The 21,811-nt window shown below is 71.5% G+C and carries 24 protein-coding genes and 2 pseudogenes; 17 read left to right on the top strand and 9 right to left on the bottom strand.

Annotation, left to right across the window (positions count from 1 at the left end; all coding sequences use genetic code 11):
- Nucleotides 1-14: 14 nt before the first annotated feature.
- The 7 genes from J421_RS26545 to J421_RS26520 all read left to right on the top strand — a co-directional run bounded on the left by J421_RS26545 (nt 15) and on the right by J421_RS26520 (nt 3,821).
- Nucleotides 15-515 carry a GNAT family N-acetyltransferase gene (locus J421_RS26545; RefSeq protein WP_025414152.1) on the top strand — a complete coding sequence of 167 codons (501 nt, stop codon included), beginning with the start codon at nt 15-17 and terminating at the stop codon, nt 513-515.
- 122 nt (nt 516-637) lie between these two features.
- Nucleotides 638-934 (top strand): hypothetical protein, encoded by a 297-nt coding sequence (locus J421_RS26540; RefSeq protein ID WP_025414151.1) that lies wholly within the window; start codon nt 638-640, stop codon nt 932-934.
- A gap of 181 nt (nt 935-1,115) precedes the next feature.
- Entirely contained in the window at nt 1,116-1,547 is a 432-nt protein-coding gene (locus J421_RS26535) for a GNAT family N-acetyltransferase (protein WP_158508914.1), read from the top strand.
- Nucleotides 1,548-1,775: 228 nt separating this feature from the next.
- Nucleotides 1,776-1,907 (top strand): hypothetical protein, encoded by a 132-nt coding sequence (locus J421_RS34410; protein ID WP_260525864.1) that lies wholly within the window; start codon nt 1,776-1,778, stop codon nt 1,905-1,907.
- Nucleotides 1,908-2,022: 115 nt separating this feature from the next.
- A complete protein-coding gene (locus J421_RS26530; RefSeq protein ID WP_148306556.1) occupies nt 2,023-2,826 on the top strand; it encodes a hypothetical protein in 804 nt (267 codons plus the stop codon).
- A 25-nt stretch (nt 2,827-2,851) separates the two neighbouring features.
- On the top strand, nt 2,852-3,202 hold the full coding sequence (locus J421_RS26525; protein ID WP_025414148.1) for a hypothetical protein: 351 nt from the start codon (nt 2,852-2,854) through the stop codon (nt 3,200-3,202).
- 127 nt (nt 3,203-3,329) lie between these two features.
- Nucleotides 3,330-3,821, top strand: a complete 492-nt coding sequence (locus J421_RS26520; RefSeq protein WP_148306555.1) for a YybH family protein — start codon at nt 3,330-3,332, stop codon at nt 3,819-3,821.
- A gap of 137 nt (nt 3,822-3,958) precedes the next feature.
- Here J421_RS26520 and J421_RS26515 read toward each other — a convergent pair whose 3' ends face one another.
- Together J421_RS26515 and J421_RS26510 are read right to left on the bottom strand one after the other, a co-directional pair.
- Entirely contained in the window at nt 3,959-4,534 is a 576-nt protein-coding gene (locus J421_RS26515) for an NADPH-dependent FMN reductase (RefSeq protein ID WP_025414146.1), read from the bottom strand.
- Between the two features lie 40 nt (nt 4,535-4,574).
- The gene (locus J421_RS26510) at nt 4,575-7,352 is read right to left on the bottom strand and encodes a cation-translocating P-type ATPase (RefSeq protein WP_236646344.1); all 2,778 of its coding nucleotides are present in this window, start codon (nt 7,350-7,352) and stop codon (nt 4,575-4,577) included.
- 157 nt (nt 7,353-7,509) lie between these two features.
- On the opposite strand from J421_RS26510, the pseudogene ftsH reads away from it, so the two are divergent.
- The 5 genes and pseudogenes from ftsH to J421_RS34165 all read left to right on the top strand — a co-directional run.
- Nucleotides 7,510-9,611: pseudogene (gene ftsH / locus J421_RS34840) on the top strand (ATP-dependent zinc metalloprotease FtsH).
- Nucleotides 9,612-9,821: 210 nt separating this feature from the next.
- A complete protein-coding gene (locus J421_RS26500; RefSeq protein ID WP_025414144.1) occupies nt 9,822-11,099 on the top strand; it encodes an amidohydrolase in 1,278 nt (425 codons plus the stop codon).
- Nucleotides 11,099-11,779 (top strand): trimeric intracellular cation channel family protein, encoded by a 681-nt coding sequence (locus J421_RS26495; RefSeq protein ID WP_104023412.1) that lies wholly within the window; start codon nt 11,099-11,101, stop codon nt 11,777-11,779. The genes J421_RS26500 and J421_RS26495 overlap by 1 nt, the downstream gene beginning before the upstream one ends.
- Nucleotides 11,780-12,047: 268 nt before the next feature.
- Nucleotides 12,048-12,251 carry a hypothetical protein gene (locus J421_RS26490; protein WP_025414142.1) on the top strand — a complete coding sequence of 68 codons (204 nt, stop codon included), beginning with the start codon at nt 12,048-12,050 and terminating at the stop codon, nt 12,249-12,251.
- Between the two features lie 6 nt (nt 12,252-12,257).
- Nucleotides 12,258-12,452: pseudogene (locus tag J421_RS34165) on the top strand (SDR family oxidoreductase); the annotation flags it as partial.
- A 326-nt stretch (nt 12,453-12,778) separates the two neighbouring features.
- On the opposite strand, the gene J421_RS26480 reads toward J421_RS34165, so the two are convergent.
- From J421_RS26480 to J421_RS26460, 5 genes are all read right to left on the bottom strand, one after another.
- Nucleotides 12,779-13,831, bottom strand: coding sequence for a hypothetical protein (locus J421_RS26480; protein WP_148306554.1), 1,053 nt, complete (start codon nt 13,829-13,831; stop codon nt 12,779-12,781).
- 12 nt (nt 13,832-13,843) lie between these two features.
- Nucleotides 13,844-14,596: a baeRF10 domain-containing protein gene (locus J421_RS34160; protein WP_236646377.1), complete on the bottom strand. Its 753-nt coding sequence runs from the start codon at nt 14,594-14,596 to the stop codon at nt 13,844-13,846.
- Nucleotides 14,521-14,985, bottom strand: coding sequence for a hypothetical protein (locus J421_RS34155; RefSeq protein WP_025414139.1), 465 nt, complete (start codon nt 14,983-14,985; stop codon nt 14,521-14,523). Before J421_RS34155 ends, J421_RS34160 begins: the two co-directional genes overlap by 76 nt.
- On the bottom strand, nt 14,985-15,314 hold the full coding sequence (locus J421_RS32325) for a hypothetical protein (RefSeq protein WP_148306552.1): 330 nt from the start codon (nt 15,312-15,314) through the stop codon (nt 14,985-14,987). Before J421_RS32325 ends, J421_RS34155 begins: the two co-directional genes overlap by 1 nt.
- A 70-nt stretch (nt 15,315-15,384) precedes the next feature.
- Nucleotides 15,385-15,828 (bottom strand): MarR family winged helix-turn-helix transcriptional regulator, encoded by a 444-nt coding sequence (locus J421_RS26460; RefSeq protein WP_025414137.1) that lies wholly within the window; start codon nt 15,826-15,828, stop codon nt 15,385-15,387.
- A 530-nt stretch (nt 15,829-16,358) separates the two neighbouring features.
- On the opposite strand from J421_RS26460, the gene J421_RS26450 reads away from it, so the two are divergent.
- The 5 genes from J421_RS26450 (at nt 16,359) to J421_RS26430 (ending at nt 19,102) form a co-directional block, all read left to right on the top strand.
- A complete protein-coding gene (locus J421_RS26450) occupies nt 16,359-16,940 on the top strand; it encodes a YdeI/OmpD-associated family protein (RefSeq protein WP_025414135.1) in 582 nt (193 codons plus the stop codon).
- A 158-nt stretch (nt 16,941-17,098) separates the two neighbouring features.
- Complete coding sequence (locus tag J421_RS26445) at nt 17,099-17,431, top strand: hypothetical protein (protein WP_148306551.1); 333 nt, start codon at nt 17,099-17,101, stop codon at nt 17,429-17,431.
- 239 nt (nt 17,432-17,670) lie between these two features.
- Nucleotides 17,671-18,069, top strand: coding sequence for a DUF2255 family protein (locus J421_RS26440; protein ID WP_025414133.1), 399 nt, complete (start codon nt 17,671-17,673; stop codon nt 18,067-18,069).
- 79 nt (nt 18,070-18,148) lie between these two features.
- A complete protein-coding gene (locus J421_RS26435) occupies nt 18,149-18,334 on the top strand; it encodes a hypothetical protein (RefSeq protein WP_025414132.1) in 186 nt (61 codons plus the stop codon).
- Between the two features lie 3 nt (nt 18,335-18,337).
- Nucleotides 18,338-19,102: a nucleotidyltransferase domain-containing protein gene (locus J421_RS26430; RefSeq protein ID WP_025414131.1), complete on the top strand. Its 765-nt coding sequence runs from the start codon at nt 18,338-18,340 to the stop codon at nt 19,100-19,102.
- A gap of 59 nt (nt 19,103-19,161) precedes the next feature.
- Here J421_RS26430 and J421_RS26425 read toward each other — a convergent pair whose 3' ends face one another.
- Nucleotides 19,162-20,637 (bottom strand): phenylacetate--CoA ligase family protein, encoded by a 1,476-nt coding sequence (locus J421_RS26425; protein ID WP_025414130.1) that lies wholly within the window; start codon nt 20,635-20,637, stop codon nt 19,162-19,164.
- Nucleotides 20,634-21,797 (bottom strand): hypothetical protein, encoded by a 1,164-nt coding sequence (locus J421_RS26420; protein WP_025414129.1) that lies wholly within the window; start codon nt 21,795-21,797, stop codon nt 20,634-20,636. The genes J421_RS26425 and J421_RS26420 overlap by 4 nt, the downstream gene beginning before the upstream one ends.
- Nucleotides 21,798-21,811: the final 14 nt, after the last annotated feature.

Below are 21,811 nucleotides of genomic sequence, written 5' to 3'. Positions count from 1 at the left end.
CCCCGAGTGACGCGGTGACCCTCGCGCTCCTCCACGTCCGCGCGTTCCAGGAGACGCACGGCGGCGGTCCCAGCGTCGCCGTACGCCAGGCCCAGTGGGAAGCGATCCTCGGCCGGGCCGACGCGCAGGATTTCACGTTCCTCGTCGAGGACGCCGACGGCAGGCTGGTGGCCTTCGCCCGCGGAGCTCCGCACGACGGCGGCGTGCCCGGGTTCGGGGGCGAGCTGAACAAGATCTACGTGCTGAGGCGGCACCAGGGGCACGGACTTGGGCGGCTTCTCGTTCGGCGAGTGGCTGAGCGCTTCCTGAGTCTCGGGGTGCGCTCGATGCTGCTGTTTGGCGACGCGCGGAGTCGATCCAACGGGTTCTACGAGCACCTGCACGCCGAGCGGTTGTGTTCCGCGGGCGGCGAGTTTCACGGGGGCTACGGGTGGCGCGATCTCGCGACCGTGACGGTGGATTGTGGGACCGTGGGATCGGACGCCCAGCGGGATCCGCCGACACCGGCTGCCTAACGAATCGTTGCAGCTGGCGGAGCCGCCCGGCGCTCCGAATGCACGCATGACTCCGATTTGCGGCTCTGCCGCAGAACTCCAGCGTTAGCCCGCTCACAGCCAATCGAGGTCCGCGCCCTGCGATGCTTGGCTCCTCCGTCTCGACGCCGTACGACGAGTCGCTCCTGTTCCTCCTGGTGGCGCTCGCGCTGGTGCTGCTGATCGGGGCGGCGAGTGCGCCGGCATGGCCCCCGTTCGTCGGCGCCATCGTGCGGCGCAGCGCGGTAGGGCTCTCCGTGGCGGCGGCGGCCGTGGTGTACGTCCTGACCCCCACCCGCGACCCGCTCGTCGGGCTCGGCCGGATCTTCACGATCTGGTGCCCGCTGGGGGTGGCGGCGCTCCTGTACGGGGTATGGAGCTGGCGCGTTGGCCGGTGGTGATGCATGCAGCCCGTCCCGCGGGCCAACGAATCGTTGCAGCTGACGGAGCGGCGCAGCGTCCCGTACCGACGCGCCGGCTCCAGGCGCTCCGCGAGTGAGCTCCAGCGTTAGGCGGCACCAACCTCAGTTCGGGGGGTGAATCCGAATGGCTGTCGAAGTCCGGCCGGCGGGCCTCCCGGATGTGGCCACCCTCGTGGCGCTCATGCAGGCCTTCTACGCCGAGGCGGACTTCCCGTTGTCGGCCGGGCCGGCCGCGCACGCCTTCGAGGCCTTGCTCTCCGAGCCGCGGCTCGGCGGGGCCTGGCTCGCCGTCGAGGGCGCCGAGGCGGTGGGGCACGTCGTGCTGACGGTGTGCTTCAGCATGGAGTACGGCGGGCTGCGGGCGTTCATCGACGACCTGTACGTGCGGCCTGCCGCGCGCGGCCGCGGCGCGGGCGCGGGCCTCCTGGCGGCGGCGCGGGCCGGGGCCGCCGCGCGGGGCGTCCGTGCGCTGCACGTCGAGGTCGGGCCGGGGAACGCGGTCGCGCGTCGGCTGTACGCACGTGCCGGGTACGTGGACAGCGGGCACCTCCTTTTGAGTCTTGCGCTCGCCGCTCCCGTGCACGCCGCCTAACGAAACGTCGAAGCCGAGCGGACCGAGCGTTCACCATCCCGCTGGCCGCCGCCGATGATGGTTCGAATCGCGGAGCTGGAGGTCGAGCCCCGCTTCCTCCGGCCTATCTGGCCATCCTCGAGAAGGAGGCAGCCGCTTCATGCTCCGTTTGATCGCCGGCCCGGTCTTGGGCATCATGTCGCGCGGGCGCTCGCCGAGCGGGAGGCCGCGCGGGAGCGAGGCGCGGTCGTGTCGACCGTGGAGATCCAGATCACCGCCCGCGGCCGCGTCGTGCAGCTGCTGATCTTCGCGCTGATCGGAGCGGCCGTCGCCGGCGCATTCCTCGCCGCACGCGCGCTCGGCCTCCTGCCCGCCGGCTAAGGCATCGTTGCAGCTGGCGGAGCCGCGCAGCGTCCCTCGAGATTCAAAGGCCCAACCACGCCGCGGCTGAACGCTGGTGTTGGGCGGACCGCCACCTTCTTGCCGGAGATACTGCATGGCCCTGATTCGTCGGTCTGCTGTCGCTGCCGCAGTCCTCCTCCCCGTTGCCCTCGGTATCGGGGGCTGCCGTGAGGCATCGGAGGAGCTTCGCCGCCTGCCCACGTTTGGTCCCGAGTCGCTCCAGGTCGCATTCGTGCGCGCTCCGGACACGCTCGGGTTCGCGGGGGCGTTCACCGTGACCGTCGCGGCGTACAATCGCACCCGCGGCGTGGTGACGATCCTGTCGCCGTGCGCCGAGCAGGGGTTCCGGGTTCGCGTGGTGTCGTCCGGCTATGCGCGGGATCTGGATGCCGGCCCCTGTGGCGGCGCGGTCGCCGGCCCCGCGACGCTGGCGCCTAACGATTCGCTGATCGCCACGCTCACCGGTGCCGACCTGGGAGTCGGCGCAAGCCCGCGATCGCAGCTCGAGGCGAGCTACGTGGACCCGGCTGGGCGGTCGCCTGTCGTCGCGCGGCCGCTCGTGGTGCGGAACGCGGTCACGTGTCCCGCGACCGACCCCAGCATCCACTATGCGGTGAGCGTGGCCGTGAGAGACGCCGCCACCGGTGCGTGGCTGCCGGCGACGGTGGTAGCAACGGACGGCAGCTTTCAGGAAGTCCTGTCGCCGGGGCCGGGCATGCCGGGCGTCGCCGCTCCCCCGAGCTACTACGGCGTGGCCGAACGACCGGGTACGTATCAGGTCAGCGTCGACACGCCCGGGTACGAGCGCTGGACGAAGCAGAACGTGGCGGTCACACGCGGCGCGGACTGCCACGTGCAAACCGCCAGCGTCGTGGCACTCCTCGATCGGTCCTCGTGAAGCCCGGCACCCGCGTCTCGCCCACATGCTGTACACGCTCTTCCACCACGGAGTCCCATTCGGCAGCGTCGAGGCGTCGGGGCCGGCGGGCCTCGGCGTCGTGCACGCGTCGCCGCTGGCGAGCCTGGAGGTGCTGCAGCGCTCGGTGCCGCGCTGGAAGGCGGCGGGCGTGACGGCGGTCGGCGCAGGGGGTCTGAGCGACGGCGTGGAGTGGCGCGACGCGCTGGGCGCGGTCGTGGTGGCGGCCCGCGTCGACGTGTGGCTCGCGGCCCCCGGCGAGCTGCTGGTGTTCACGCTGTTCGATGCCGACGGTACGTCAGTCCCGGCGTGGGCCCGCAGCGTTCGGCGAGCGGGCGCGGATGAAACCGACGGCTGACGAATCGTTGCAGCTGACGGAGCGGCCCGCCGCTCGACCTGGCGTGACGGCCCCGTGATGGCCGCTCCGCAGCTGAGATCCCGCGTTAGGCCGCACTACCCCTTCCGCTCGAGAGGAGGTCTGGAGCGTGATTTCTCGAATCCACCCGATGCTGGTTCTTGCCTGCGTTGCCTGCTCCCAGGCGACGACGCAACGACCCGCGACGACTTCGCCGAGTTCGGCGACAGACGCGGATGCCATCAGGCAGATTTACCCGGCCTTCGTCGCGGCGAAGCTTGCCCGGGATGTCGAGAGGGAATTGAGCTTCGTGACGGATGATGCCGTGTACACGCCGCCCGGCATGCCCGACGTTGCCGGGAAGGCCGCGCTGCGCGCGTGGTGGACATCGCGCGAAGCTGACGACTCGCTCGAGGTATTCGACCTCGATCCGGGTGAGATTGTCGTTGCCGGCGACCTCGCGTATTCGCGAGGCACCTCGACGTCGCGTTTCCGAAACCGTCGCACGGGACAGATCAGCAACCAGGCGGTCCGACATCTCGACATCCTCCGCCGCCAGCCCGACGGTCACTGGCTCATCTCACGACACATTCGAAACTCGGGTACGCCCACGCCTCGATGACCGGTCTACTGGCCGGCCTAACGAATCGTTGCAGCTGACGCGGTCCGTCACGCATCATCGTTCTGCGCGCGCATGGACGCGATCTTCCTCGACGACCTGCACGACGCGCGGGCGATCACGCTTCCCGCGGCCCCGCCTCACCCGCCTCCGCGCGGCAGGGCGGTGTAGACGCGTGTGATGTAGGCGTGGAACTCCGCCAGATAGTTGCGCAGGAACTCGGCGGTGGACTTGTTCGTCACCTCGCCGTCGTCGCCGATGAGCCCCGGCTCGAACTGGATGTACGCCTCGATGGCGTTGAACAGCGGCGAGTTGCAGAAGGCCATGATGCTGCGAAGGTGCTGCTGGCCGACCGCCGTGCCGATCTTGCCGGGCGACGTGCCGATCACGGCCGACGGCTTTCGGGTGAAGGAGTTCTTGCCCCATGGCCGGCTGGCCCAGTCGATGGCGTTCTTGAGCGCACCCGGGATCGAGCGATTGTACTCGGGGGTCACGAACAGCACCGCGTCCACGGCGGCGATGGCGTCCTTGAGCGCGCGCGCCGGCGGCGGGTAGTCGGCGTCGTAGTCGTAGCTGTACAGCGGCAGGTCGCCGATCGGGATCTCGCGCAGGGCGAGCTCCGGCGGCGCGAGACGCGTGAGGGCGAGCGCGAGCTTGCGATTGATCGACGCTCGCGCGAGGCTGCCGACGAAGTAGCCGACCGTGAACATGGTGATCGCTCCACGGGCAATGGGATCGTGGATGAGCCGGCAAGGTTCACACCCGCCGATGACCGACGAGCTTGGCGACCTCCCGAAGCCAGAGCACCGCGCTCCCCGCCGCGACGCAGCGCAGCCAGTCGCCCGCGCCTAACGGTACCGTGCCGAACGCGCGCTGTAGCGGCGGCGCGTAGAGCACGAGCGCCTGCAGCGCGAGCGCCGCGCCGATCGAGCCCCACAGCCAGCGGTTCGTGAAGAGACGCCTGAACGCGCTCCGCTCGTCGGACCGCGCGTTGAACACGTTGAACAGCTGCGCCAGCACGAGTGTGGTGAACGTCATCGTCTGCGCGTAGGGCACCGTGCCCGTGCCGGCGACGAAGCCTCCCGGCAGCGACGCGTCGAGCACGAGCAGCGTGACGGCCGCGGTGACCACGCCGACGAACGCGATGCCGCGCCACATCCGCGGCGTGATGACGCGCTCCCCTGCTGGCCGCGGCGGGCGCTCCATCAAACCTGCGTCCGCCGGGTCCACGCCTAACGCCAGCGCCGGGGCGACATCGGTCAGCAGGTTCACCCACAGGATCTGCGTCGCGAGCAGCGGCAGCACGGTGCCGTCGCCCCCGGTGCGGAGCCCGATCCGCTCGGCGAGGAGGACGCCGAAGAACATCGTGAGGACTTCGCCGATGTTCGACGACAGGAGGAAGCGCAGGAACTTGCGGATGTTGTCGAAGATGGCGCGCCCCTCCTCGACGGCGGCGACGATCGTCGCGAAGTCGTCGTCGGCGAGCACGATGTCGGCCGCCTCCTTCGACACGTCGGTGCCGGTGATGCCCATCGCGACGCCGATGTCGGCCGTCTTGAGCGCCGGCGCGTCGTTCACGCCGTCGCCGGTCATCGCGACGATCGCCCCGCCGCGTTGCAGCGCTTTCACGATGCGGAGCTTGTGCTCGGGGGCGACGCGCGCATACACCGAGACGTCGCGCACGGTGTGCTCGCGCGCCGCCTCGGGCAGCGCCTCCAGCTCCGCGCCCGTCACGACGCGGTCGTCGTCGGCGATGCCCAGCTCCTGCGCGATGACCGACGCCGTGCGTGGGTGATCGCCGGTGATCATGACGGGCCGCACACCGGCGCGCCGCGCGCGTGCGACCGCCTGCCGCGCCTCGGGCCGGGGCGGGTCGATCATCCCGATCAGTCCCGCGAACGCCAGGTCCCGCTCGATCTCGGGGTCCGGATCGCCATCCCCGTCGAGGGCGTCGGACGGCAGGAAGCGCGCGGCGACGCCGAGCGTGCGGAGCGCTTCGCCGGCGAGCGCCTCGTTGGCCCGGGCGATCTCGGCGCGTCGCTCGGGCGTGAGCGGCCGCACGTCGTCTCCGACCAGCTCGCGCGTGCACCGGCCGAGCAGCACGTCGGGCGCGCCCTTGGTGAAGACGAGCACGCGTTCGGCGCGCTCGGTGTCGCGGTGCACGGTGCTCATGAGCTTCCGCTCGGACGAGAACGGCACCTCGGCGACGCGCGGGAAGCGCGCGCCTAACGTGTCGGCGCGCAGCCCGGCCTTGCGCGCCGCGACGAGCAGCGCGCCCTCGGTCGGATCGCCCTGTACCGTCCACCGTCCGTCACGCTCCGTCACCGCCGCGTTGTTCGCGCGATCGGCCGCGGCGAGCGCGCGCTCGAGCTCGTGACGGAGCGCGCCGTCGACCGGGCCGCCGCCGTCCCGCGTCACCTCGCCGAGTGGCGCGTAGCCGGTGCCGCCGAACGTCACACGGCCGCTCGCCGTCGCCACCACCCGTACCGTCATCTCGTTGCGCGTGAGCGTCCCCGTCTTGTCCGACGCGATCACGCTCGCCGAGCCTAACGTCTCCACGGCCGCGAGATGCCTGACGACCGCGTTCCGCCGCGCCATGCGCTGCACGCCGATGGAGAGCACCGCCGTGACGACCGCCGGCAGCCCCTCCGGCACCGCGGCGACCGCGAGCGCCACGCCGAGGATGAGGACGTCGACGATCGCTCCGAACCCCCGCACGTCCTCGACGAGGATGATGGTCGCGATCATCACCACGGCGATGACGACGACGACGAGGCCGAGCAGCTTCCCCGTGCGGTCGAGCTCCCGCTGCAGCGGCGTCGCCTCGTCGCGCGTCCCCTTCAGCAGGCCGGCGATGTGCCCCATCTCGGTGCGCATCCCGGTCGCCGTGACGATGGCCCGGCCGCGCCCGTAGGTCGCCGCCGTGCCGCTGAACACCATGTCGTGCCGGTCGCCTAACGGCGCGTCCGCGTCGAGCGGCGCGGGGTCCTTCGAGACTGGCAGGCTCTCGCCGGTGAGCGCCGCTTCGGCGGTCTGCAGCGCCGTCGACTCGACGAGCCGCGCGTCGGCGGGGATCGTGTCGCCCTCTTCGATGAGCACGACGTCGCCGGGCACGAGCTCCGCCGCGGGGACGCGCCGTCGCTCACCATCACGGACCACGGTCGCTTCCGCCGCCGACATCGCGCGCAGTGCCGCCACGGCCGCCTCCGCTCGCGCCTCCTGTATGTATCCCATCGCGGCGTTGAGCAGCACGACGGCGAGGATCGCGATCGACTCGTACGGCAGCGCGGTGTCGCGCTCGTAGAGCCAGAGCGCCGTCGAGATCGCGGTCGCGGCGAGCAGCAGGAGCACGAGCACGTCCTGGAACTGCGCGAGGAATCGGCGCCACGCCGGTGCCGCCGGCGCCGCCTCCAGCTCGTTGCGCCCCGCACGCGCGAGCCGCGCCCGCGCCTCGGTCTCGGAGAGGCCGCGGCGCGGATCGACGTCGAGCGCCGCGGCGACGACCGCCACCGACTGATGGTGGACTGCTGTCACGTCGATCCTCCGCACCAGACCTGGCGGTTTGCGGCCGCGTGGGGACCGTCGAGTTGTGCGGCGCGACGATGTACCACAATGTGCCGTGTCGTACTACGCCGCCATGTCGGCGACATGGCGCCATGAGGGCACGCGCGCCCGTCACGACGGGGGAACGATGGCGAGTCGGCAGGCAGAGCCAGGAGCCCGTGGCGCCCCCGCCCCGAGCGTGCCGACGCGGACGCCGCCCAGCACCGGAAGCCCCGGCAGCGCCGGGGAGCCGCCCGCGGCGCAGCGGCGGATGCCGCCCCGCCGGACGTGGCTGTCGTTCCTGTTCATCCTGCTCGTCAACTTCCTGCTCGCGCGGTTCCTGTTCCCGAGCGGCAACGCGCCGGTGAAGGTGCCGTACACGCTGTTCCGCGAGGAGATCACGAGGCACAACGTTCAGGCGATCTATAGCCGCGGCACGAGCATCACCGGCCGCTTCCGCACGCCGGTCATGTATCCGCGCGGCGACTCGGCGGCGACGCGAGACTCCACGCCGCGCGACTCCTCGAGGCGCGACACGGCGAGGCGCACGACGTTCTTCGCCAGGTCGCGGCCCGCGCCGCGGCCCGTGACCGACTTCGCGACCGAGCTCCCGGCCTTCGTCGATCCGGGCCTCGAGACGCTGCTCATCGCGAGCGGCGCGGAGATCAGCGCGCAGCCGATCCAGCAGGGCGGCGGAGTCCTCGGCCTGCTCGCGAGCTTCGCGCCCACGCTGGTGATCGTCGGGCTCTACGTGTGGCTTTTCCGTCGCGCCGCGAAGCAGGGCGGCGGGATCGGCGGCATGTTCACCGGCCTCGGGAAGAGCACGGCGCGGCGCTTCGATCAGAACGTCGAAGGGAAAGTCACGTTCGAGGACGTGGCGGGGATCGACGAGGCCGAGAACGAGCTCGTCGAGATCGTCGACTTCCTCCGCGACCCGAAGAAGTACACGCGGCTGGGCGGCACCGCGCCGAAGGGTGTGCTGCTCGTCGGCGCGCCGGGCACGGGCAAGACGCTTCTCGCGCGCGCGGTGGCGGGCGAGGCGGGCGTGCCGTTCTTCTCGATGTCGGGCTCCGAGTTCGTGGAGATGATCGTCGGCGTCGGCGCGGCGCGCGTGCGCGACCTGTTCAAGCAGGCCAGGGAGCATGCGCCCGCGATCATCTTCATCGACGAGCTGGACTCCATCGGCCGCGCGCGCGCGGCCAGGTCGCGTTAGGCGGGTCGAGCGAGCAGGAGCAGACGCTGAACCAGATCCTCACGGAGATGGACGGCTTCTCGAGCCGCGAGGGGATCATCGTGCTCGCGGCGACGAACCAGCCCGACGTGCTCGATCGTGCGCTGCTCCGGCCGGGTCGCTTCGACCGCCGCGTGGTGGTGAACCTCCCCGACAGGAACGGGCGCGAGGCGATCCTCGCCGTGCACACGCGGCAGGTGCCGCTGGCGCCCGACGTCAGCCTCCCCGAGGTCGCGGCGGCGACGCCGGGGCTCGCGGGCGCCGACCTGCGCAACCTGGTGAACGAGGCAGCGCTGCTCGCCGCGCGGCGCGGGCAGGACGCGGTGCACCAGAAGGACTTCCTCGACGCGCTCGAGAAGATCGTGCTGGGCCCCGAGCGGGCGCTGCTCCTGAGCCAGGCGGACCGGGAGCGCGTGGCGTATCACGAGGGGGGGCACGCGATCCTCGGCCTCGTCGTGCCCGGCGCCGATCCCGTACACCGCGTGACGATCGTGCCGCGCGGTCAGGCGTTAGGCGTGACCTACCAGCGCCCCGACGCCGACCGCTACAATTACCCGGAGGCGTACCTGCGCGCGCGAATCGTCGGCATGTTGGGCGGCCGCGCCGCCGAGGAGATCGTCTACGGTACGCGCACGACGGGCGCGGAGAGCGACATCGAGCAGGCGACGAGCCTCGCGCGCAACATGGTGACGCGGTGGGGCATGAGCGACCGGCTGGGGCTCGTGCAGCTCGCGCCGCGCGCGAACCCGTACCTCGCTGGCCCGAGCGGCGCGGCGGGGTTCGACGGCACATCGCGCCCGTTCAGCGAGGAGACCGCGCGCACGATCGACGCCGAGGTGCACCGCATCATCGCGGAGTGCCACGAGGACGCGAAGCGACTGCTCGCCGAGCATCGCGGGGCGCTCGACGCGCTCGCCACGGCGCTGCTCGCCCGCGAGACGCTCGACGAGCGCGAGATCCTCGAGGTGACCGGGCTGCCGCCCGCGCCCGCGCTCGCGACGGCACGCGCGCCCGCCTGACAGGCATCGAACGAGCCGATCACCGTGTCAGTCAGGCACGCCTGACGGAGCAAGCCATGTCGGCGCACTCGACCTCTCGAAACCGGAGGCTTTCATGTGTCCGCACCGTGCAGACGGGTCGGATCGCGAGCTCGCGCATCGCGCGTGGCGGTACGAATGACTTCCCATGCGGAACTTCATGCCGTAGCGTCCGGCCCGTTGCCCGGACCGTTGCCCGGACCGTCCGATGAGCTGCTCGCAACGCTCGAGGGCATCTACCGCGACATTCACGCGCATCCCGAGCTCTCCATGCAGGAGCATCGCACGTCGGGCATCGCCGCCTCGTGGCTACGCGAGCGTGGCTACGAGGTGACCGAGGGCGTCGGCGGCACTGGCGTGGTGGGCGTGCTGCGCAACGGCGACGGAGCGACCGTTCTGGCCCGCGCCGACATGGACGCGCTCCCGATCCGCGAGAGCACCGGGCTGCCCTACGCGAGCCAGGCGACGGGCACGGATCGCTTCGGACAGACGACGTACATCAGCCACGCCTGCGGGCACGACATGCACGTGGCGTGGCTGCTCGGCGCGACCGAGATCCTCGCGCGCAACCGCGATGCCTGGCACGGCACGCTCATGGCCGTCTTCCAGCCTGGTGAGGAGACCGGGCAGGGCGCCCGCGCGATGATCGAGGACGGGATGGTGCAGCGATTCCCGAAGCCCGACGTCACGCTCGCCCAGCACGTGATGCCGCTCTCCGCCGGCCAGATCGGCTGGCGTGCCGGCACCATGCTGTCGGCGGGCGACAGTTGGGAGGTGACGCTGTTCGGTCGTGGCGCGCACGGCTCGATGCCGCAGAAGAGCGTCGACCCGGTCGTGATGGCGGCATCGGCGGTGATGCGCCTGCAGGCCGTCGTGTCGCGCGAGGTGGCGATGACCGATTCGGCCGTGGTGACCGTCGGCACGCTGAGCGCGGGGATGAACGAGAACGTGATCCCGGATCGTGCGCTCCTCCGGCTGAACGTGCGGACGTTCAAGGCGGAGGTGCGCACGCGCGTGCTCGCGGCGATCCGCTGCATTCTGGAAGCGGAAGCCGCCGCCTCGGGGGCGCCCAAGTCGCCGGAGTTCTCGGTGCTCAGCGAGTTCCCGCTCACGCACAACGACGAGGCGGCGACGCGGCGCGTGGTGGCCGCACTGGCGGCGCGGTTCGGCGAGGCGCGCGTGCACGAGATCACGCCCGCGACGGCGAGCGAGGACTTCGGGCTGTTCGGCACCGCGTGGAACGTCCCGACGGTGTTCTGGGTGATCGGCGGCATCGACCCCGCCACGTACGAGCGGGCGCGGGCGGCCGGCACGCTCGACCAGCTGCCGGCCAACCACGCGCCGGATTTCGCGCCGGTGATCGATCCCACGCTGCGTACCGGCATCGAAGCGATGCTCGCGGCCGTGGGCGCGTGGACGGGCGCCACGGATGCCGGTCCGACACTCGGTCCGACACTCGGTCCCACATGATGCTCGAGCCGAGGATCGGACTGCCGCTCGCGCCGCGTGAGGTCGACGCGCTGCTCGCGCGCACGGCCGTGGTGCTGGACTGGGTCGGGACGCTCGCGTTCGCGCTGAGCGGCGGGATGCTCGGCGTGCGCAAGGGGTTCGACCTGTTCGGCGTGCTGTTTCTCTCGTTCGTCGTGTCGGTGGCGGGCGGGATGATGCGCGACGTCCTGATCGGCGCCACGCCGCCCGCCGCGATGCGGGAGATTCACTACTTCGCCATCTCGATGTCCGCCGGGGTGATCACGTTCTACTGGGCGCAGCAGATCGCGCTGTGGCAGCGGCCGATTCTGCTCGTCGACGCGATCGGCCTCGCGCTGTTCGCGGTCGTCGGCGCGCAGAAGGCGGTCGTGTACGGCATTCATCCGGCGATGGCCGCGTTGATGGGCATGCTCACGGGCATCGGGGGCGGGATGGTGCGCGACGTGCTCGCCCGCGACACGCCGTTCGTGCTTCGGAGCGACCTGTACGCGGTCGCGGCGCTCGCGGGCGGCGTGGTCGTCGCGATCGGCCACGCCATCCACGGCCCGCCGACGCTCTACACGCTGCTCGGAGCGGCGGTCTGCCTGTTTCTCCGCCTCATGGCCATCTACCGCGGCTGGCGGGCGCCGCTGCCGCGCGCGACGCGCGATCAGACGCCGTGAGGCCACGGCGCCGGATCGCCGCCTCGCGCGACGCGGACGCGCGTCCGGCCTTCCATTTAAGTGTTATAACGACTATACTCACAAGGTAGAACTCAGCTGCGCCGCGTGTGCTGGAAATGCCAGCCCCGCGGTTCTTATAGTCGTGATAACGACAATCGTAAGCGCGATTACGAGATCGTACTTCACTCGAGAAACTGGAGACCCGATGCACACCAACACACGTACCTGGCGGCGGTCCGAAGGGTGACGCCTGCCTTACGGGGCCGCCGTGACGGCGGCCCTCCGCGCCGTCGACCTGGCCACGCGCGCTGAGCAGCCGGCATCGACGCCGGCGACGCGCGACCGGGACGAGGTGCACGACGCGGCGCTGGACAGCTTCCCGGCGAGCGACGCGCCCTCGTGGAGCCCGCTGCGCATCGGTCCCCCGGCAAGCCGCCCGTCCGAGCCCGCGTTCGCCCGCGTGGCCGGCTGACGGCCAATCGACGGAGCCGTCGCGGCCATCGGCAACGCCGCGTACACGGCCGCCAAGCACGGCGTCGTCGGCCTCACCAAGAATGCGGCCGCCGAATACGGACCCCAGGGGCCACGAATCAACTGCGTCGGGCCCGCGCACATCGGGACGCCGCTCCTGGCCAATCTGCCGGAGGAGCTCCGCACGATGCTCGTCGCGCGTGACCGATGCCGGCCGTCTCGGCGTCAGCGCGGGACCGGCGCCGGCCAGTCCGCGTGCGCGCCGTGGTGCCGCGGATCGAACGACCGGAGCGCCCGTACGAGCGCCCTGGTGAGCGCACGCGCGCGGCGGCGGCGCGGCATGGCGTCGGGCCTGGTCGCGACGACGGGCGTGTGGGATCTGGCCGCGTCACGCGTGGTGTGGGGCGTCGCATGGGCCCCGTACAGGTGCGAGCGAATGAATGCGCGGATGGCGTGCATGCGAGCCTCCCGTGGTTGACGTGAATGACGGCACTGATGCCAACGACCCATGAGGCGCGATTCGCCCCGTTAGGCTCTCGTTAGGCCCTCGTCAGGCTCTCGTCGGGCTTCGATCTCCTCCCGCTCGTGGATCCCAGGCCGCGGAGCCAACAGCCGGCTGGCGAGGAGACCCGTCAGTCCCAGCACGCCCACCGGGCCTGCAAGGTGATCCGGCATCACCAACGCGAGCAGCAGCGCCGCGACGCTCGCCGTCACGGTCACCGCGACCGCCACTGGCCGCCGCAGCGCACCGCCTCGCGTCTGCGGTTCGGCTGCCGGCGCGCGCCGCGTGGCGGTGGCGTGGTCGACGGTGACGAGTCCCGCGCGCGCTTCGGCGGCACGCACGCGACGCACCCACCAGCGGCGCGGCAGCTCGATCGCGCCGACGAGCACCAGCGCCGCGAGCACCATGGCGCCGAGCGGGAGCACCGCATTGCGAGGCACGATGAGCGCGACAGAGACGACGAGGGCGAGACAGAGCAGGGCGAAGCCCCGGTCCACGGCGCGCCGCGCGCTACGAGCCTCCGCGCGGGGCGGACGAGGTGACGTGATGGCCTCTGCCGGGACCGCATCGCCGCGGCGCTCTCTCGGCTGACCGTCGCGCGCCCAGAGGGCCCAGCGGACCCCCGACTTCCGGAGCGCGCGGTGCGCGAGATACGCCATCGCGCGCATCCTCGTCTCGTACGTCGGCGCGGGGACGCGGAGCTCGAAGCCGAACGAGTCACCGCTACGGCTCCCGGGGTCGGGCGGCAGCAGCGTCGCGATCGGCTGACCGCTGGCCATGACGACGGTGCGGTCGTCGCCGTCGTCGCCGTCGTCGCCGGCGCTCAGCGTTAGGCGCCCGATGTCGACGGGAATCGGCCGGCGGCCGTCGGTCTTGGCGAGCCGCAGCGCGACGGCGCGGTATGCGACCCACGCGGCGTGCGCCGCCTCCACGTTGCTCGCGAAGCCACGGAAGCCGATCGTGTCGCCGCGCACCCAGCCGACTGGTCGTCCCGCGTGACTGAGATCGAGGGCGAGTGGCGGCGGTGTCGGGAGTCGCGACGGCGTCCGGGCGATCGTGGTGCCGTGGTGTTCGTGCATGGCAGGGTTTCCTCAGCTCAGGGTGTCAGGTCTGTCGTCACGTCCGGTGTCCGGCCGGGGCGAGCCGTCGATGGCGAAGCGAAGACGCGCCGCGATCCCGCCCGCTGCCCGATCGAGGTGCGCCGCCGCTTCGCCCGAGAGCACCTCGACGTCGGCGCCCTGTGCGAGCGCTGCATGCACGGCGTTCTCCGCGACCGGCGCGTCCGTCTCGAGGAACTGCGGCGAGAGGAGCAGCAGGTCGACGGCCTCAGCGTGCAGCGCGCGCTGCGTGGCCGGCACGCCCACCTCGCCACGCCCCTGCGGGAGCATCCGCTCCAGCAGGCGGTCGAGCAGGGCGCGGCCGTGCATCGCCCGCAGGCCGCTCGCCGCCTCCCGCGCCGCATCCACGATCTGGCGGTCGGTCGCGTCGTGGTCGAGCGACGCGCTCACGAGCAGCCGGTCGGCGAAGCGCGGCGCGAGCGTCCCGGCGGCGAGCCGCGCCCACTCGCGCGTCCCGCCGATCAGGATCCAGCCGTCGTCGCCGGCGAGCTCCGCGAGCCGCGCGGCAATCGATGCCGCGAGGCGGCGGAACAGTGCGCCGCGCCGTCGGTCCGCCCGCTCGGTGTCGAGCGCGCCCCGCGGCGCCGGCGACGACGTCGCGCGCAGCTCGGAGCTACCGGGCGTCGCGGCCGCGAGGTCGCTCGGCGCCGTCAGCGTCGCTTCGGGCAGCGCCGCGAGCGTGCCCCAGGTGTAGCGGAAGAACCGCGCGGAGCGCGAGTCGACCAGCGCGACGATGACCGGACGTGCTCCTTCAACACGCGCACGTACGGGGACACGACCGGCCCCGAACGCCAGACCGCCAGCGTCGGCACCCGGACGGGCAGCTCGGCCGCGTACCGGAGCCCGTCGGCGGTCGCGATCGCCACCCAGCCACGTGCGCCCCAGACGCCGCCGGGTGCGGTCAGCGGCTGCTCGAGGAACGCCGCCGCCCGGTCGAACGCGGCGCGCTCGCGCTCGTCGGCGACCGCGGCCCGGGCGTCGCGCAGCGCCGTCGTCAGCGCGGGACGCCAGGCATTTCGCATCGCCGGGTCGGTCACGCGCGCGTCGAGATAGACGGAGAGCGTCCGGGCCCCTGCGCCCTCGCGTGCGAAAGCGGCCAGCTCGCGCGGCGTCATCATGCGTCCCTCCGCGTGGCGCGATGGGGCCAGGCATGGCGCGCGCGGGACGGCTCCGCACCGAGCGACTTCACCCGTCGGTCGAGCAGTCGGAACATGATCCAGATCACGGCGCCGGCGACGGCGGCGCCCAACAGCAGGGCGAGCGTCATCGTGGGCGCCACGATGGCGAGCGCCGCGAGCGCGTAGACCACGACGATCGACCCCCATAGCCATGCCCGGGCTCTCCACGTGGTACGGGACTCGGTCGGCGGCAGCGGCCGGTCGCTCGCCGAGAAGCGGGGACCGTCAGGCGCGTGCGCGTGGTGCGTGGCGTGGATGGCTGACATCGGCTATCCCTCCTTGTAGGGTTTGTCGTGATAACGAATAAATGGGACGGCGCGCCGAATACATGTGGGATCAGCGATCCCCGCCGTGCAGCTTCTCGAGGAGCGCGCCGAGCGTATCGAACTCGTCCGCGTCGAGCCGGCTGAACTGCTCCGCGTGGAGCGCGGCGATCGCGGCGCCGTGCTTGTCGAGCACGGCGAGCCCCTCGGGCGTGATCCGGGCGAGCACCACGCGGCGGTCCTCGGTGTCCCGCGCGCGGGTGACGAACCCCCGCGCCTCGAGCCGATCGAGCAGCCGCGTCACGTCCGGGTCGGGGCGCACGAGGCGCTCGGCGATCTCGCTGCACGCCGTGCCCTGCCGCCCCGCGTCGCGCAGGATGCGGAGCACGTTGTACTGCGCCGGCGTGACCTCGGCCGGCCGGAGCGCCTGACCGAGCTGCAGGTCGAGCTCGAGCGCCGTCCGCAGGAGCAGGTCGAACGCCAGCAACGGCGGCGTCTCGAATCGACGTTTCGGCATGGCTCGGCTCCCAGGTTCGTGATCGCGACCTGTCTGATTCCCTTATAAGGATAGTTGTGATAACGAGTAATGTCAAGCGTCCATTCGTAACGCGGACGCCGCTCGGGACCCGAGCACGCGGCGCAGCTCTCGCGCGATCGTCAGGCGCACGTCCCACGCCGCGACGTCCGGCACCACGAACTCGATCGCGAACGCGAGTGTCGCCGAGGCGGGCCGGACGAGGCGCGCCGGACGAGGCGCGCAAGCAGTCGTCGGTCGACGACGATCCACTCGTATGCCCCGTCGTGAATCAGTCGCGCCGCCCCGCCGCGCCCGTCGGCGATGCAGCGCAGCCGCGCGTCCATCGGGGTGATCGCTCCACGGCATGGGCGCCTCCGTCCCGGCCGGTGCCCATAGGCTGGCGAGCGTCACCCATCACCCGACAATGTTCCGTTACCTATGGGCCCGGATCATACCTCGCGACGGGCTCACGAATCGTTGCAGCTGACGGCGCTCCGCAATTGACTCCAGCGACTCTCCGTTGACCGAACGTGGCACCCGCGTCCGACTACCCGATCGTTCTCTTCGCTGACCGCACCGCGTTCCGAGCGTGGCTCGCCGCGCATCACGCCTCACAGCCAGGTCTCTGGCTACGGATTGCGAAGGCCGACTCGCCCCTCCGATCCGTCACCTATGCCGAAGCGCTCGATCTCGCGCTCTGCTTCGGCTGGATCGACGGACAGAAACGGAGCTACGATGCGGATTCCTTCCTCCAGAAGTTCACCCCTCGGCAGAAGCGGAGTCCCTGGTCGAAGCGGAACCGCGAGCACGTGGAGCGGCTGCTCGCAGCGGGCGAGATGCACGCCGCGGGACTGGCGGCCGTCGACGCAGCGAAGGCGGACGGTCGGTGGGACCGCGCCTATGATTCACCGGGCACGGTGACGGTGCCGGCGGACTTCCAAGCGGCACTCGCCGAGCATCCGGAGGCGAAGGCCTTCTTCGAGACGTTGAAGGGCGCGCACCGATACAGCATCCTCTACCGGATCCAGACCGCCGTGAAAGCCGAGACGAGAGCGCGCCGGATCGCCGAGTTCATCGCGATGCTTCAGCGAAGGGAGACACTGCATCCGTAGCAGGCTCCGTAGCTGAGCTCCGGCGTTAGGCGCCAACGCGTCATCATTCGCACATGGATAGGAGATTGAGTAGCAGACTTCGTTCGTCGCTCCCGCTCACCGCGACCGTCGCCGCCGTGCTCGGCGCGTGTGGACGATCCGCTCGGCCCGCGACGCCCGTGCCAGGCACCCGGCTCGCGCGCGTGGCGGAGCTCCCGACGCCGCCGGGCGTCCCCGTGGGTCCCGGCACCTCCGGGTTCGATCGAGCCTGCGCGATGCGGCTGCGGGACACGGTGACCGGGCAGGAGTACCTCCTGATGCGCTCCGAGATCACGCACGACTCCCGGCGCTCACAGGGCGTGACGACCGGGGTGCTCCGGAGCGCCCTCGGGGAGTACGCGCCGACCAGCGCGTCCGGCACGACGGGTGAGCGGGCGAGGACCGAGCCGGCGAGCGCCGCTCGAGTGCGCGCGGACTGCACCACCTCGCAGGTGATGGCCGCCGCGCCCTGACGCCTAACGAACCGCTGCAGCTGACGTGGGGCGCGGCTTCCGAACCCGGCGCCGGCGCCGCATCACGGTGCCGGCCTGCCGGAAGCGCGCGCACCGTCGCCTGACCCGAACCTTGCCGCACACCCGGGGCCGCACATCTTTGCGCTCGGAGCCCACTCGGAGATTCCACCCGCTCCCGCTCCCCACCGGCGAAGAAGTAGCGGAGCAGCCTGCAGCGCGGCACGCACAGTGAGCGGGCGATGGCCAACACCCCACGGTTCCCCGAATCGGACGTGCAAGCACTCGACCGGGCGTCGATCCTCGGCGTGCGCTCGGGGACGTCGCACAAGCACACGGGCGTCTGGGTCGTCGTCGTCGAGGGTCGTGTGTTCGTGCGCTCCTGGAACGACAAGCCGACCGGGTGGTATCGCGCGCTGCGAGCGGAGCCGCGCGGCACGATCGCGTTCGGCGGACGGCGCGGGGTCGACGCGCGCGAGATCGCGGTCCGCGCCCGGCCGGTGCGCAGCACGCGCCTCCGGGCAGCGGTGACGGCGGCGTACGCCCGGAAGTACCGGACGCCGGCGTCGCAGCAGTGGGTGCGCGGGTTCGCCGAGCCGGCGCGAGAGGCGACGACGCTCGAGCTGGTCCCGGCGGAGTAGGGCAGCGGTCACGTTCGCTCGTTGCCAGTCGATCTCTGACGTTAGGCGGCTACCGAATCCACCTTCTCCCGATCGACCGATGCGGATCGTACGGTACGTCGTCGGCGCGCTGTGTTGCCTGATGGGCGGCGTCTGGCTGCTCCAGGGCATCGGCGTGCTCCCGGGCAGCTTCATGACGGGCCAGTCGAAGTGGGCGGTGTATGGCGGGCTGCTGTTGCTGGTGGGCGTCGGCCTACTGGTCGCAGGCAGACAGCGCCGAGTCTGATCGATGACGTTCCTTGCGTCGGCACCGGCGCGGCACGAGCTGGCGCTGCTCCCTCCCGGAGTGCAGGCGCTCGTGCGGACGCTCGCGGCGCTGCCCGGTGCGGTCGGCGTCGCGCTCGGAGGATCGCGCGCCGCGGGCGGCGCCGACGGCGGCAGCGACTGGGACCTCGCCGTGTACTACCGCGGCGGGATCGAGCTCGGCGCGCTCGAGGCGTACGGGGAGGTGCACCCGCCGGGCGCGTGGGGCCGGCTCATGAACGGCGGGGCGTGGCTGCGCGTCGGCGACGCGGACGTCGACGTGATCCTCCGGGACCTCGACGTCGCCCTGCACTGGACGCGGCAGGCGGAGAAAGGTGTGTTCGAGCTCGACGCGCTCCTCGGCTACCTCGCCGGGATCCCGACGTACAGCCTCGCGGCCGAGCTGGCGTCGGGCCGCGTCCTCGTCGGCGAGTTGCCGGCGGTCGGGCCGGTGCCGGCGAAGCTCGTCGCGACCGCGCCGCCGCGCTGGCGCTTCGCGCGCGACTTCAGCCTGGAGTACGCGCGGATGCACGCGGCGCGCGGCAACGTGGTGGGCGCGGTGGGGCAGGCAGCGAAGGCGGCGATGGAGGAGGCGCACGCGCGGGTCTGCGAGCGCGGGCAGTGGACGCTGAACGAGAAGCGCCTGCTCGTCGCGGCCGGACTCGGCGACGTCGGCGAGGTGTTCACGCGGGCGCCGGCGCGCGAGACGGGCCGCTGGGTGGACGAGGTCGCGCGCGTGTTGAGCGCGTAGCGCATCGCACGGCCGCCTAACGAATCGGTGTGGCGTTAGGCGGCGGCGGCGACGTCGGCTTACATGATGTACCGCCGCTTGAGGCGAACGTCCTGGCCGGACATCGGACCGTCGCCGAACGCGTAGAACACCGCGGTCGGCTGGAGCGCCGCCGGAATCATCTTCGCCGACTCCCTGAAGTCCTGGTTCACCGCCGCCAGCTCGCGCAGCACGTCCGCGGTCGCGGCATCGCGGTCGACCGGTGGCGCGACGCCGCGCTCCATCTCGATCCACACCTCCAGGCGCTTGTTCGCGGCAGCGTCCTCGAACGGGTGCAGCGCGAAGCTGGCCACCGCGCCCATCGTCGGCGCGAGACGCAGCAGCGCGTGCTGCACGTCCTCCGGCGTGATCTTGCATCCGTAGAACGCGACCGACGAATCCTGCCGGCCCCAGTGGAACATCACCGGCAGCGCCACCGTGAGCCCCATCGCGCGCGGGGTCAGCCCGTGGTCTCGCAGGATCGGCTCGAGCTCGGCCACCGTCCGGACCACGCCGCGATCGTGCAGGTTGTAGCGGATCCGCGGGCTGACGTTCTCCAACCGGTTGAGCGTGAACAGGAGACTGCGCTCGGCGTCGCTCTCCACGTACGTCAGCAGCGGGTCGTACTGGAAGACCATCGGCAGCCCCTCGTTTCCATAGATGTCGCCGGCGAGACGCTCGTTCGATGCGATCGACTCCCGCAAGGCCATCGTGAACGGCGTCTCAACCGCCAGGTTGATCTCGAGGTCGGAGGCCCCGAAGCACGAGATCGTCCTCCGGAAGCGCGTGTTGAGCGCCGCGCGCAGGGGCTCCGACATCCCCTCGCCACCGACGATGGCCGAGATGTCGTACGGCGCCCAGTCGAAGTCGGTCGAGTCGACAAGCGACTTGAGAAACGGCGGGTAGCCCGCGATCACGTACTTGTACGTCGGTCCGAACAGCTCGAGCGTCGCGAGCGCCTTCGCGGCGTCGGGCCCGATCGACTTGACGAGGCTCCGTTCGACGAGCGACATCGACACGTTCATCCCCGTCGCCCACGGCCCGAGCGCGAAGCAGTTCAGGAGGATGAAGCCGTCGTCACCGAGCGTGGCTCGGGTCGAGTACTGGATCAGTCGCCGCGTCGCCGCGCGCTCGGCGGCGCCCCGCACCCAGTTCGTCGCCGTGCCGCTCGAGCCCGACGATTCGTCGATGACCGCGTCGCGCAACGGGAGCCGGCCGCCCTGGCAGCGCAGCTCGATCGGCCATTGCGTGATGTAGTTGCGCTTGTCCATCGGCGGGATCTCTTCGAAGCGACGCGGATCGGTCGCTCCGTGCCTCGTCAGGAACTCCCGATACGCCGGCACACGACGCCGTGCGTTGTAGAACGCCGCCGTCGCACGGTGGCGACTGATCCACTCCCTCGTGCGGCCGATCATCCCCGGAGCGAAGAGCATGCGGTACGCGAGCCACGACGCGTTCGTCGCGCTGCCGGTCTTGCTCGCCACGAAGCCGAACGCCCGGTCGAAGATCTCGTTCATAGGAGGATGGACGCGAGGCGGGGCGCCCTCGGCGGCGCGTCGCTGTAGCCGACGCGCATCGCGAGCCAGCAATCGGTCACGCCGAATCGTCGCGCGATCTCGGTCGCGTAGACGGAGTTGGTGAGCATCGACCCCATGGGATGCATGTAGACCCCGTGCCGAGCCATCTCGATCCAGACGTCGAACAGCGCGCGGCCGGCGCCGACGAGGTCCGGCCAGGTCGTGAACCGACCACAGAGCAACGCGACGTGGCGGGTTCCGCGCTGCGTCTTCAGGTACTGGTGCGTGGCGATCGGGCGGATGACGGGAAGACGGAAGAATCCCGGGCTGCCGAACGCCGTCTTGATCTCGATCGCGCGCTGGTTCAGCGGCTTCTCCCACAGGCCGTCGCCGAACGGGGGCGTCGGTCCGGTCCGATACCAGTGCCGGATCTCCTCCCGCTCGCGGTGCAGTCCGAGATTGTCGATCAGTGCGTCGACGTTGAGCCGCAGCGTGGCGTCGACGACGTCGCGGTCGTGGTACTCCAGGAGCCGGTGGCCGTACGTCGCGGCGATGCCTTGCAGCCCCCTCCAGATCTCCGGCTCGACGATGCGATCGTGATAGGGGATGCGCGACGTTCGGCGGACGTCCAGGAGGCTGGCGTCGCGCGACGGCTCCGTGACCCCGACGACCGTCACCCTCCCGAGCGTCGTCGGCGCTGCAGCGCGGTGCAGCCCGGCGACGTCGACCGACGATGCCGGCGTGGTCGTGACCTGGACGCCGAGCGTCCTCGCCGCCATCTCGATCGCCGACGAGAGGATGCCGAACGCGCTCGCCACGTAGCGGTTGCCGTGATCCTCCTCGGGCAGGAACCGCTCGCCCAGCGCCACGATGTCGGCCGTCCTGGGATCGAGTGGTCGAATGCGATACGGCTGCGTGTTGTGCGGCGTCGGCGCCAGCCGCGCGAGGTGATCGATGTCGCGCCACGTGCTGAAGTCCGCGCCCGACAGCTCGACCCGCCGACTCTCCGGGAGCGGGGGCGGTGGCTGCATCGACGCGGCCGTCGGGAGGCGCGCGCACGCCTGCGTCAGGCCGGACGCCGCGCCCAGCGCGACCACCGTGCCGACGGCCGACGTCGCGAACGCTCGCCGGCTTACCTGCTCGTCATGCATGTCGTGCATGGGGCACGGGGCAA

The sequence above is a fragment of the Gemmatirosa kalamazoonensis genome, from assembly GCF_000522985.1.
Taxonomy (GTDB): Bacteria; Gemmatimonadota; Gemmatimonadetes; order Gemmatimonadales; family Gemmatimonadaceae; genus Gemmatirosa; species Gemmatirosa kalamazoonensis.
This window is presented reverse-complemented; position numbering and strand designations above follow the sequence as displayed.

Bases quoted from the DNA above. Each gene is read 5' to 3' on its own strand.
- J421_RS26540 (WP_025414151.1), top strand. From the start codon at position 638: ATGCTTGGCTCCTCCGTCTCGACGCCGTACGACGAGTCGCTCCTGTTC.
- J421_RS26460 (WP_025414137.1), bottom strand. From the start codon at position 15,828: ATGCCGAAACGTCGATTCGAGACGCCGCCGTTGCTGGCGTTCGACCTG.
- J421_RS26495 (WP_104023412.1), top strand. From the start codon at position 11,099: ATGCTCGAGCCGAGGATCGGACTGCCGCTCGCGCCGCGTGAGGTCGAC.
- J421_RS26440 (WP_025414133.1), top strand. From the start codon at position 17,671: ATGGCCAACACCCCACGGTTCCCCGAATCGGACGTGCAAGCACTCGAC.
- J421_RS34155 (WP_025414139.1), bottom strand. From the start codon at position 14,985: ATGACGCCGCGCGAGCTGGCCGCTTTCGCACGCGAGGGCGCAGGGGCC.
- J421_RS26435 (WP_025414132.1), top strand. From the start codon at position 18,149: ATGCGGATCGTACGGTACGTCGTCGGCGCGCTGTGTTGCCTGATGGGC.
- J421_RS26525 (WP_025414148.1), top strand. From the start codon at position 2,852: ATGCTGTACACGCTCTTCCACCACGGAGTCCCATTCGGCAGCGTCGAG.
- J421_RS26480 (WP_148306554.1), bottom strand. From the start codon at position 13,831: ATGCACGAACACCACGGCACCACGATCGCCCGGACGCCGTCGCGACTC.
- J421_RS26430 (WP_025414131.1), top strand. From the start codon at position 18,338: ATGACGTTCCTTGCGTCGGCACCGGCGCGGCACGAGCTGGCGCTGCTC.
- J421_RS32325 (WP_148306552.1), bottom strand. From the start codon at position 15,314: ATGTCAGCCATCCACGCCACGCACCACGCGCACGCGCCTGACGGTCCC.
- J421_RS26420 (WP_025414129.1), bottom strand. From the start codon at position 21,797: ATGCACGACATGCATGACGAGCAGGTAAGCCGGCGAGCGTTCGCGACG.
- J421_RS26530 (WP_148306556.1), top strand. From the start codon at position 2,023: ATGGCCCTGATTCGTCGGTCTGCTGTCGCTGCCGCAGTCCTCCTCCCC.
- J421_RS26425 (WP_025414130.1), bottom strand. From the start codon at position 20,637: ATGAACGAGATCTTCGACCGGGCGTTCGGCTTCGTGGCGAGCAAGACC.